This window comes from Micropruina sp., assembly GCF_047606365.1.
GTDB lineage: Bacteria > Actinomycetota > Actinomycetes > Propionibacteriales > Propionibacteriaceae > Micropruina.
In genome coordinates this window covers 1-11,196 of record NZ_JASGEN010000123.1, presented here as the reverse complement: position 1 = coordinate 11,196, position 11,196 = coordinate 1, and the positions used below count along the sequence as shown (strand labels likewise).

The window sequence follows — 11,196 nt, the reverse complement described above, 5'->3', positions numbered from 1 at the left end:
GGGGCAACGCACCCACGGCGCCCGGTTCGCGGCCGAGGCCGTCCGGCGCGGCGCGGTGGCGGTGCTCACCGATGCCGCCGGCGCCGAACTGGTCGGGGCGAGCGTCCCGGTCGTCGTGGTGGACGACCCGCGCGCCACCCTGGCCGAGGTGGCCGCCGCCGTGCACGGCCATCCGGCCCGGGCGATGCGGATGTTCGGGATCACCGGCACCAACGGCAAGACCAGCACGCTGTTTCTGCTCGAGGCCGCTTTGACCGCCCTCGGCGAACGCGTCGGCACCGTGGGCACCATCGGTTTCCGGCTGGCCGGGGCGGCCATCGACCGTAGTCGCAGCACGATCACCACCCCTGAGTCGCCCGACCTGCAGGAGTTGCTCGCCCAGCTGCGGGACGCCGGTGCCAGCAGCGTCGCGATGGAGGTCTCCTCGCACGCCCTCGCGCTGCGCCGGGTCGGCGGGATGGTCTTCGACGTCGCCGGCTTCACCCAGCTGGGCCGTGATCACCTCGACTTCCACGGCGACATGGAGAGCTACTTCGCGACCAAGACCGAACTATTCCTGGACGGCCGGGCGCGGGCCTGCGTAGTCAACGTCGACGGCGACTGGGGACGCCGGCTGGCCGACCTGATCCGTGCCCAGGGCACTCCGCTGTTCACCACCGGACGGGCGGACGAGGCCGACTTCCGGCTGCTCTCGGCCGAACCGGACGTCGCGGGCCGTGCGGCGGTGCGGATCGCGTCCCCGGCCGGCACCCTCGATTTCAGCGTCGGCATGCCGGGCGCCTTCAACGTGGCCAACGCGATCACCGCGGCGGCCATGGTGCACGCCGCCGGCCTGGACGTGGCGGCGGCCGTCCCGGCGTTCGCCACCGCGGCCGTCCCGGGCCGGATGCAGCGGGTCGAGCTGGGGCCGGGCGCACCGTCGGTCGTCGTCGACTTCGCGCACACCCCGGAGGCGGTGGCAGCGGCATTGGCGGCCCTGCCGGCGCCTAGGATCGCGGTGCTCGGCGCCGGCGGCGACCGGGATCCGAGTAAGAGGGGTCCGATGGGTGCCGCGGCGGCTGCCAACGCCGAACTGGTCGTGGTGACCGACGACAACCCGCGTTCGGAGGATCCGGCGACGATCCGGGCCGCCGTCCGGGCGGGTGCCGAACGGGCGGAGGCCGCCGAAGTGGTCGACGGCGGTGACCGGCGGGCCGCGATCGGGCTCGCCCTGCGCCGCTCCGCAGGCCGTGGTTGGGTGGCCGTATTGGGTAAGGGGCATGAGACCGGTCAGGATGTGGCCGGCGTGATCAGCCCGTTCGACGACGTCGCGGTGCTCCGCGAAGAATGGCAACGACTGGTGGGGGAGAGCAGCGAAGGTGCGTGAACGGACGATTCGAGAAGTCGCGGCGCTGGCGGGTGCCGCGCCGATCGACAGCGACCGCCCGGCCGGCCCGGACGTGGTGATCGACTCCCGGCTGGCGACACCCGGCGCGGTCTTCGTGGCACTGCCCGGCGAACACGTCGACGGCCACGACTACCTCGCCGCCGCGGCCGAGCGCGGCGCGGTGGCGGCGGTGTGTACCCGGGCCACGGACGCGCCGCTGGCCCACCTGTTGGTCGATGACGCCGAGCGCGGGCTGAGCGACCTGGCCCGTGGCGTGGTGGCGCAGGCGGCGGCGTCCGGGCTGGTCTGCCTGGCGATCACCGGATCGTCGGGGAAGACCAGCACCAAGGACCTGCTCGGCCAGGTGCTGGCCGCGGCGGGGCCGACGGTGAGCCCCGAGGGCTCCTTCAACAACGAGATCGGCGTGCCGCTGACCGCCCTGCGGATCGGCGAGGACACCCGCTATCTGGTCAGCGAGATGGGTGCCCGCGGCGACGGCCACATCGCCTGGCTGTGCGGCATCGTGCCGCCGCGGATCGGGGTGGTGCTCAACGTCGGCCACGCCCACCTGGGCGAGTTCGGCTCGGTCGCCGGCATCGCGCGGGCCAAGGGCGAACTGGTGGAGGCACTGCCGGCCGACGGCTGGGCGGTGCTGAACGCCGACGATCCGCTGGTGCTCGGCATGGCCTCCCGGACCGTGGCACGGTTGGCCACCTTCTCGCTGGCCGGTGAACCGGCCACCGGGGAGTTGCGGGTCTGGGCCGCCGACAGTGCGCCGGACGACCTGCAGCGCTACGCGTTCACCCTGCGCGCCGCGGGCGCGGTCGAGGCCTCGGTGCCGGTGCGCCTGCAGGGTTCCGGACGGCACCAGGTCGCCAACGCGCTGGCCGCGGCCACCGCCGGCCTGGCTGCTGGCCTGCCGGCGGCGCTGATCGCCGAGGCGTTGAGCGGCGCCACCGCCCGCTCCCGGTGGCGGATGCAGCTCAGCCCGCGCCAGGACGGCGTGCTGATCGTCAACGACTCCTACAACGCCAACCCCGACTCGATGCGGGCTGCGCTGACCACGGTGGCCGCGATGCGGCGTCCGGGCGGCCGGCTGATCGCCGTGCTGGGCGACATGCTCGAACTCGGCCCGGACGCCGCCGACGAGCACCGCCGGCTGGGCGAGCTGGCCGCCGGTCTCGGCTTCGAAGTGGTGGCCCTGGGCGAGTTCGCCGACGACATCGCTGCCGGCGCGCGGGCGGCGTCCGGGACGGTGCAGGTGGTCGCCGACCGGGCCGCCGCGGTTGCGGTGGCGGGGGCTGATCTGCAACCGTCCGATGTCGTGGTGGTGAAGGCATCCCGGGGACTGGCCCTGGACGTGGTGGCGGACGCGCTGGCGTCCGGCGCCCAGCACGAGGCGGGGAGGACGGCGTGAGGAGCATCCTGCTCGCAGGCGGGCTGGGCCTGCTCGGCACCCTGATCGGTACCCGGTTCGCGATCCGGGTACTGGTCAAGAACGGCTACGGCCAGTTCATCCGCGACGACGGACCGACCGCGCACCACACCAAGCGCGGCACGCCGACCATGGGCGGCATCGTCATCATCGGATCGGTCATCTTCGCCTACGCGGTGTCCCATCTGATCACCTGGTCGCCGCCGACGGCGTCCGGGATCCTGGTGCTGTATCTGGTCACCGGGCTGGGCCTGGTCGGCTTCGCCGACGACTGGATCAAGATCTCCAAGGCCCGCTCGCTGGGCCTGAGCAGCCGGGCCAAGCTGGCCGGGCAGTCGCTGGTCGCGATCTCGTTCGCGATCCTGTCCTTCCAGTTCCCCGACGATCAGGGCATCACCCCGGCCAGCAACGCCATCTCGTTCCTGCGCGACATCAGCTGGCTGCAGTTGCCGATCTGGGCGGCGGTGATCTGGATCGTGCTGGTGATCGCCTCCTGGTCGAACGCGGCCAACCTGACCGACGGCCTGGACGGCCTGGCCACCGGCGCGGCGACCATGGTGTTCGCCGCCTACGCGCTGGTGAACATCTGGCAGAACAACCAGTCCTGCTCGACGCTGTCCACCTCGGGCCCGCAGTGCTACTGGGTGCGCGATCCGCGTGACCTGGCGCTGGTGGCGCTGTCCCTGGCCGGTGCCTGCTTCGGCTTCCTGTGGTGGAACGCCAGCCCGGCCAAGATCTTCATGGGCGACACCGGCTCGCTGGCGATCGGCGGCGGCCTGGCCGCGCTGTCGGTGTTCACCCGCACCGAGCTGCTGATGCTGATCGTCGCCGGGTTGTTCCTGATCATCACCTTGTCGGTGGTGCTGCAGGTCGGCTACTTCAAGGCCACCAAGGGCAAACGGTTGTTCAAGATGGCCCCGCTGCAGCACCACTTCGAGTTGCTGGGCTGGGCCGAGATCACCATCGTGATCCGGTTCTGGATCATCTGCGGGCTGTGCGTCGCGCTCGGCCTGGGCATCTTCTACGCCGAATGGACGGTGGGCCTGCCGTGATCGACTGGTTGCCGGACGCCACCCGGCTGTCGCCGTGGGGGCAGGCCACCGTCGTGGTGGCCGGGCTGGCCGCGTCCGGGTACGCGGCCGCCGACGGCCTGCTCGAGCTGGGTGCGAAGGTGCTGGTGCTCGACGACGCCGACACCGCGGCCAACGCCGAGAAGGCCAAGATCCTGGAAATCCTCGGCGCCCAGGTGCGGCTCGGCCCCGGGTCGACCGCGACGCTGCCCGAGCAGGCCGACCTGCTGGTCGTCTCGCCGGGCTGGACGCCGCGCGCCCCGCTGATCGCGCAGGCCCGCCGTCGCGGGGTACCGGTCTGGGGCGAGGTGGAGCTGGCCTGGCGGATGATGCAGCCCGACCGGGTGGTGCCCTGGCTGGCGGTCACCGGCACCAACGGCAAGACCACCACCGTCAACATGCTCGAGTCGATGCTGACCGCGGCCGGCCTGACCACCAGTGCGGTCGGCAACGTGGGCCGTCCGATCGTCGAGGCGATCCTCGACGAGGTCAGCTACGACGTGCTGGCGGTGGAGCTGTCCAGCTTCCAGCTGCATTCCACGAACTCACTCGCCCTGCATTCGGCGGCCGTGCTCAACCTGCACCCCGATCACCTGGAGTGGTACGCCGACCCGGCGTCCTGGGACAGCGAGGCAGCGGACGCGATGGCCGCCTACGCCGCCGACAAGGCCAGGATCTACCAACGGGTCACCCACAGTTGCGTCTACAACGTGGCCGACGAGGCGACCCTGCGCATGGTCGAGGAGGCCGAGGTCACCGAGGGTGCCCGGGCGATCGGCTTCACCCTCGGCATCCCGACCATCGGTCAGCTCGGTGTGGTCGACGACCTGCTGGTCGACCGGGCGTTCATCGCGCAGCGCCGCGACTCGGCGATGGAGCTCGGCAAGCTGTCCGACGTCCGGCCCTACGCCCCGCACAACGTCGAGAACGCCCTGGCGGCCGCGGCGCTGGCCCGGTCGTTCGGGGTGCCGGCGACCGCCGTCCGGGACGGGCTGCGGAACCTGGAACTCGGCGACCACCGGATCCAGACCGTCGCCGAGGCCGACGGCGTGCGCTGGGTGGATGACTCCAAGGCCACCAACCCGCACGCGGCCGCGTCGTCGCTGCGGGCCTTCGACTCGATCGTCTGGATCGCCGGCGGCCAGGCCAAGGGCACCAGTTTCGACGAGCTGGTCCGGGCCTACGGCGAGAAGCTGCGCGCCGCGGTGCTGCTGGGCGTCGATCGCGGGGTGATCGCAGAGGCACTCGCCCGACACGCGCCGCAGATCCCCGTCACCGTCATCGATTCCACCGACACTGGTGCGATGGCGCAGGCGGTTGCCGCCGCGCGCGGGTTCGCCCGGCCGGGCGATGTCGTGCTGCTGGCTCCCGGCTGTGCCAGCAAGGACATGTTCAGCGGTTATGACGCGCGCGGCACGGCGTTCGCCCAGGCGGTCCGAGCGATCACCGGAGTCGAGGAGAAGGGCTGAGGCAAGTGGCGATCCTTTCTTCCCCGCTGGATCGTAAGCAGACCACCGCACGCGCCACCACCCGTCGGCGCAGCCGGCCCAGTGTGATCGGCGAGGCGCTGGCGCATCCCAAGGCCAGCTTCTACCTGGTGCTGGTGCCCACCGTGCTGCTGCTCAGCCTGGGCATGATGATGGTGCTGTCGGCCTCCAGCGTGCTCGGCAGCGTCCGCTTCGGTGACGCCTACTACTTCGTCAAGCGGCAGGTCTTCTTCCTCGCCGTCGGCGGTATCGCCGCCGTGGTGTTGTCCCGGCTGCAGCCGCGGGCGCTGAAGGTGCTCGGCTGGGCGCTGGTGGTCGCTGCACTGCTGCTGCAGATCCTCACCTTCACCCCGCTCGGCTGGGGCGAGGCGAAGGGCAACCAGAACTGGGTGCAGTTCGGCACCTCGTTCTTCCGCATCCAGCCCTCCGAGCTGGGCAAGCTGGCAATCATCATGTGGGGCGCCGATCTGCTGGCCCGCAAGCAGAAGCTGCTCGACCAGCCCAAGCATCTGCTGGTGCCGTTCGTGCCGGTCTCGGCGCTGCTGATCGGCCTGGTGGTGCTGCAGCACGACCTGGGCACCGGGATGATCATGGGCGCCATCGTGGTGGCCATCCTGTGGTACGTCGGCGCCTCCTGGAAAATCCTCGCCTCGATCGGCGTCACGGTCGGGGCCGCCGTCCTCATCCTGGTCGCCACGTCCGGCAACCGGATGGGCCGGATCCTCGGCTTCTTCAACGCCGACCACGACACCATGGGTGTCAACATGCAGCCGCTGCGCGGCGTGTTCGCGCTGGCCTCCGGCGGCTGGTGGGGGCTGGGCCTGGGGGCGTCCCGGCAGAAGTGGGGCTCGCTGGCCGAGGCCCACACCGACTACGTGCTGGCGATCATCGGCGAGGAGCTCGGGCTGGTCGGCACCCTGGTGGTGCTGTCGCTGTTCCTGGTGCTGGGCTATGCCGGCTTCCGCATCGCGCTGCGCTCCGACCTGCCGTTCTGCCGCTACCTGGCCGCGGGGGTGACCTCATGGTTGATGATCCAGGCGCTGGTCAACGTGATGGTGGTGCTGCGGATGATCCCGGTGCTGGGCGTCACGCTGCCGTTGCTCTCCTACGGCGGGTCGGGGTTGATGGCGAACCTCGCCGGCATCGGCCTGTTGCTGGCGTGTGCGAAGCTCGAGCCGGACGCCCGTAGGCTGGCCGAGCGCAAGAAGCGCAAGGGCCGCAAAGCGGTCACCGTGGTCGAATCCCGATAGTGGTGGATCGCGGCCCGCAGCAGCCCATCTGAGAGACCTACCGCGAGGAGGACCATGGCTCACGTCGTGCTGGCCGGTGGAGGGACCGCCGGACACACCTCGCCGCTGATCGCCACCGCCGAACGGATCGCCCGCGCCGACGCGTCGGGCAGTGTGGTCGCGGTCGGCACCCCGAAAGGCCTGGAGACGACCGTGGTGCCGGCCGCCGGGCTGCGCCTGGAGTTGATTCCGCCGGTGCCGCTGCCGCGCTCACTCACCGTCGACCTGCTCAAGGTGCCGTGGCGGCTGGTCGACTCGGTGCGTCAGGCCCGCCGCATCCTCTCCCGGGAGAAGGCCGATGTCGCGGTCGGCTTCGGCGGCTACGTGTCGCTGCCGGTCTACCTGGCGGCGCGCACGATGGGCGTCCCGGTGGTGATCCACGAACAGAACGCGCTGCCCGGCCTGGCCAACAAGGTGGCGGCGCGGTTCGCCCGGCTGGTCGCGGTCTCCTTCCCGGACACCCCGCTGCCGGGGGCGCAGTACCTCGGTCTGCCGCTGCGCAGCAGCATCGCCGAGCTGGACGTCGAGGGCCGCCGCGGCGAGGCCCGGGTCGGGTTCGGCCTGGACGCCGACCGGCCCACCCTGCTGGTCTCCGGCGGCTCCCAGGGCGCACAGAGCATCAACACCGCCACCCTGGGCGCCCGCGCCGAACTGCTCGCCGCCGGCATCCAAATCCTGCACGTCCTGGGCCCGAAGAACATCACCGACGCCGACGTGGTGGTGACCGACGACACGACCGGCGCCCGCTACGTCCCGCTCGGCTACGTGGACGCCATGGAGGACGCCTACGCCGCGGCCGATCTGATGGTCGGCCGCTCCGGCGCGGGCACCGTGATGGAGACCGCGGCGGTCGGCCTGCCGGTGATCTTCGTCCCGCTGCCGCACGGCAACGGTGAGCAGGCCCGCAACGCGACCTTCCTGGTCGACGGCGGTGCTGCGCTGCTGATCGACAACGCCGACTTCGACGCGGTCCGGATGGCTCGCGAGGTGCGGGCCCTGTTCGACGATCCGGAGCGGCTGCCGGCGATGCGCCGGGCGAGCCGTGACCTGGTGCCGCCGGACGCCGCCGGCGCCCTGGCCGAGCGGGTGCTGGCCATCGCCGGGTCGGCGACTGCCGGGTCGACGAGTGCGGGGCGGTCCTGAGATGGCGCTGGTCGAACCCGTGGAACTGCTGCCCACCGACGAACTGGGCGGCGTCCATTTCATCGCCATCGGCGGTGCCGGGATGAGCGGGATCGCCGCCGCGTACGCAGCTCTCGGCGTCGCAGTCTCCGGCAGCGACCAGGCCGATTCGGCCACCCTGCGCGGCCTGGAGCAGGCCGGGATCGCCGTCCACGTCGGGCATGATCCGGCCAACCTGGGCGACGCCCGCACGGTCGTGGTGTCCTCGGCCATTCGGGAGTCGAACGTCGAACTGGCCGAGGCCCGCCGTCGTGGGCTGCGGATCTGGCACCGCAGCGCGGCGCTGGGTGCGCTGATGCTGGGCCGACGCGGCGTCGGGATCACCGGCACCCACGGCAAGACCACCACCACCGGCATGACCGCCGAGATGCTGACCGCGCTCGGCGCCGACCCGTCGTACGTGATCGGGTCGCCCCTGGCCAGCACTGGCAGCAGTTCCCGGCTGGGCGCGGGGGAGGCGTTCGTGGTCGAGGCTGACGAATCGGACGGCTCCTTCCTGCAGTACCCGGCCGAGGTGGTGGCGATCACCAACATCGAGGCCGACCACCTGGACAACTGGGGCACGCCCGAGCGCTACTTCGACGGCTTCGTGGCGCTGGCGACCAGGCCTGGCGTGGCCACCGTGGTGCTGTCCGCCGACGACCCGGGCACCCGGGCGCTGCGGTCGCGCATCGAGGGCGGCGGACGCCGGGTGCTCACCTTCGGCGAATCGGCTGAGGCCGACGTCCGGCTGAGCGACCTGGTCACCGACACCCCGACCGCGTCCGCGACGCTCACCGCGGACGGCGACGCCGGGCCGCTGCGGCTGGCCGTCCCGGGCCGGTACAACCTGGCCAATGCGGCCGCCGCCTACGCGATCGGCCGTGCCCTCGGGCTGGACGGAGCGGTGCTGCGCGAGGCCGTCGGTGCGTTCCGCGGCACCCACCGCCGGTTCAGCTACGTCGGCGAGGTGGGCGGCGCCCGCGTCTACGACGACTACGCCCACCACCCGACCGAGGTGCGGGCACTGCTCACCGCGGCCCGGCCGCTGGCCGGGGAGGGCCGGCTGGTGGTCTGCTTCCAGCCCCACCTGTTCAGCCGCACCCGCGACTTCGCCGCCGACTTCGGCGCTGCCCTGGCGGCGGCCGACGAAGTGGTCGTGCTCGACGTCTACCCGGCGCGGGAAGATCCGATCCCCGGTGTCACCGGCGAGTTGGTTGCTGAGGCCGCCCGTGCCGCCGGCGCCGCGGCGGTGACCTACGTGGCCGACAAACAGCGCGCTCCCGAGGTGCTGGCCGCCCTGCTGCGGCCCGGCGACCTGGCGCTCACGGTGGGCGCCGGCGACGTCACCGCGGTCGGTCCCGCGGCCGTGGGGGCCGCCCGATGACGGTGACCGGGGTCAGTGACGCGACCGAGCGGCTCGACCTGCGCCGGCGCCGTGGACGCCGCCGCCGGGTGCTGCTGATCGCGATCGCCGCAGCGGTGGTCGTCGTGCTCGGCGTACTGGCCTGGCTGGTGTTCGGCTCGTCCGTGCTCGGCGTCAAGGACGTCGAGGTGCAGGGCGCCAAGCTGGTCGCCGCGGCCGAGGTCGAGCGGGTCGCCGACGTGCCGGCCGGGCAGCCGCTGGCCCGGGTCGACCTGGACGCCGTCGCGACCCGGGTCTCCGGGCTGCCCGCCGTGGCCCGGGTCTCGGTGGCCAGGCAATGGCCGAACACGATCCGGATCACCCTCACCGAGCGGACGCCGGCCTTCGCCATCGAAACCCCCGGCGGCTACTGGATCGCCGACGATCAGGGCATCATCTTCGATTCGGCGGCGCAGCCGCCGCGAGGGGTGCTGGCCGCCCGGGTGCCCTCGGGCGATGCCCGGCTGATCCGCGACCTGGGCACCGTGCTGCGCAGCCTGCCGTCCGAGGTGCGCGGCAAGATCCGGACGCTGTCGGCCGAGACTCCCGACAGCATCACCCTGGAGTTGCCCGGCGGGGTCACGGTGATCTGGGGCAGCGCGGAACAATCCGAACTGAAGGCGCAGGTGCTGAGCGTGCTGATGGCCCAGCAGCACCGGGTCTACGACGTCTCGGCGCCGTCCAACCCGGTCACTCGATGAGGTTGAGACAACCCTGAAGTAGTACTTGAGGGACTCGCCGATGAGCCACCTCGCGTTGGACGGGGGTGTTGGCGGCTGCGTAGCCTTGCTCTCGACGTCACCGAGTTGCCTTCCCCGTGTGGTCTGCACCGCAACTTGAGACTTTTTTCGGCAACGCATACAGCGCTATTGAGGTGGGAATCTTCGTGGGCAGTGCATCCCAGAACTACTTGGCGGTCATCAAGGTCGTCGGCGTCGGTGGCGGTGGCGTCAACGCCGTCAACCGGATGATCGAATCGGGCCTGCGTGGCGTCGAGTTCATCGCCGTCAATACCGACGCGCAGGCGTTGCTGATGAGCGACGCCGACGTGAAGCTCGACATCGGCCGCGACCTGACCCGCGGGCTCGGCGCCGGCGCCGATCCCGACAAGGGCCGGCAGGCCGCCGAGGATCACGCCGAAGAGATCGAAGAGGTGCTGAAGGGCGCCGACATGGTCTTCGTCACCGCAGGCGAGGGTGGCGGCACCGGCACCGGCGGGGCACCCGTGGTGGCCCGGATCGCCCGTTCGCTCGGCGCGCTGACCATCGGTGTGGTCACCCGTCCGTTCTCGTTCGAGGGCAAGCGTCGCGCCACCCAGGCCGACAACGGGATCAGCAACCTCCGCGAAGAGGTCGACACCCTGATCGTCATCCCCAACGACAAGCTGTTGGAGATGACCGACCACCAGGTGGCGATCCTGGACGCCTTCAAGCAGGCCGACCAGGTGCTGATGCAGGGCGTCTCGGGCATCACCGACCTGATCACCACCCCGGGCCTGATCAACCTCGACTTCGCCGACGTCAAGGCTGTTATGAGCAACGCCGGCTCGGCGCTGATGGGCATCGGCTCGGCCCGCGGTGAGGACCGTGCCCGGGCCGCCGCCGAGATGGCGGTCAGCTCTCCGCTGCTCGAGGCCAGCATCGACGGTGCGCACGGTGTGCTGCTGTCCATCGCGGGCGGCTCCGACCTGGGCCTGTTCGAGGTGTCGGCCGCGGCCAACCTGATCGAGGAGGCGGCCCATGAGGACGCCAACATCATCTTCGGCACGGTGATCGACGACGCGCTCGGCGACGAGGTGCGGGTCACCGTGATCGCGGCCGGCTTCGACGGCGGCCAGCCGCCGCGGCGCCAGCCTGGCATCACCCGGTCACCCGACCTGCGCCAGGGCCGTCCCGGCGCCGCGCCGGTGAGCCGTCCGGAGCCGACGTTCACCCGTCCGGCCCCGCAGGTGCAGCCCACCGCGCCGGCCCAGCCCGCCGAGCC

9 protein-coding genes are annotated in these 11,196 nt (G+C 71.8%); all 9 read left to right on the top strand.

Going from position 1 to position 11,196, the window contains the following annotated elements:
* On the top strand, nt 1-1,366 hold a 1,366-nt coding region (locus QM624_RS14230), incomplete at its 5' end, for a Mur ligase family protein (protein ID WP_415092923.1).
* Nucleotides 1,359-2,783 carry a UDP-N-acetylmuramoyl-tripeptide--D-alanyl-D-alanine ligase gene (locus QM624_RS14225; protein ID WP_415092921.1) on the top strand — a complete coding sequence of 475 codons (1,425 nt, stop codon included), beginning with the start codon at nt 1,359-1,361 and terminating at the stop codon, nt 2,781-2,783. The genes QM624_RS14230 and QM624_RS14225, both read left to right, overlap by 8 nt.
* The gene (mraY, locus tag QM624_RS14220; RefSeq protein WP_415092919.1) at nt 2,780-3,853 is read left to right on the top strand and encodes a phospho-N-acetylmuramoyl-pentapeptide-transferase; all 1,074 of its coding nucleotides are present in this window, start codon (nt 2,780-2,782) and stop codon (nt 3,851-3,853) included. The genes QM624_RS14225 and mraY overlap by 4 nt, the downstream gene beginning before the upstream one ends.
* Nucleotides 3,832-5,340, top strand: a complete 1,509-nt coding sequence (gene murD / locus QM624_RS14215; protein WP_415092917.1) for a UDP-N-acetylmuramoyl-L-alanine--D-glutamate ligase — start codon at nt 3,832-3,834, stop codon at nt 5,338-5,340. The genes mraY and murD overlap by 22 nt, the downstream gene beginning before the upstream one ends.
* Nucleotides 5,341-5,345: 5 nt before the next feature.
* Nucleotides 5,346-6,608, top strand: coding sequence for a putative lipid II flippase FtsW (ftsW, locus tag QM624_RS14210; RefSeq protein ID WP_415092915.1), 1,263 nt, complete (start codon nt 5,346-5,348; stop codon nt 6,606-6,608).
* Between the two features lie 54 nt (nt 6,609-6,662).
* Nucleotides 6,663-7,790 carry an undecaprenyldiphospho-muramoylpentapeptide beta-N-acetylglucosaminyltransferase gene (murG, locus tag QM624_RS14205; protein WP_415092913.1) on the top strand — a complete coding sequence of 376 codons (1,128 nt, stop codon included), beginning with the start codon at nt 6,663-6,665 and terminating at the stop codon, nt 7,788-7,790.
* Between the two features lies 1 nt (nt 7,791).
* A complete protein-coding gene (gene murC / locus QM624_RS14200) occupies nt 7,792-9,195 on the top strand; it encodes a UDP-N-acetylmuramate--L-alanine ligase (RefSeq protein ID WP_415092911.1) in 1,404 nt (467 codons plus the stop codon).
* Complete coding sequence (locus tag QM624_RS14195; RefSeq protein WP_415092909.1) at nt 9,192-9,914, top strand: cell division protein FtsQ/DivIB; 723 nt, start codon at nt 9,192-9,194, stop codon at nt 9,912-9,914. The genes murC and QM624_RS14195 overlap by 4 nt, the downstream gene beginning before the upstream one ends.
* Nucleotides 9,915-10,099: 185 nt before the next feature.
* Nucleotides 10,100-11,196 (top strand): cell division protein FtsZ (gene ftsZ / locus QM624_RS14190; protein WP_415092907.1); only part of this gene is annotated, 1,097 nt, incomplete at its 3' end.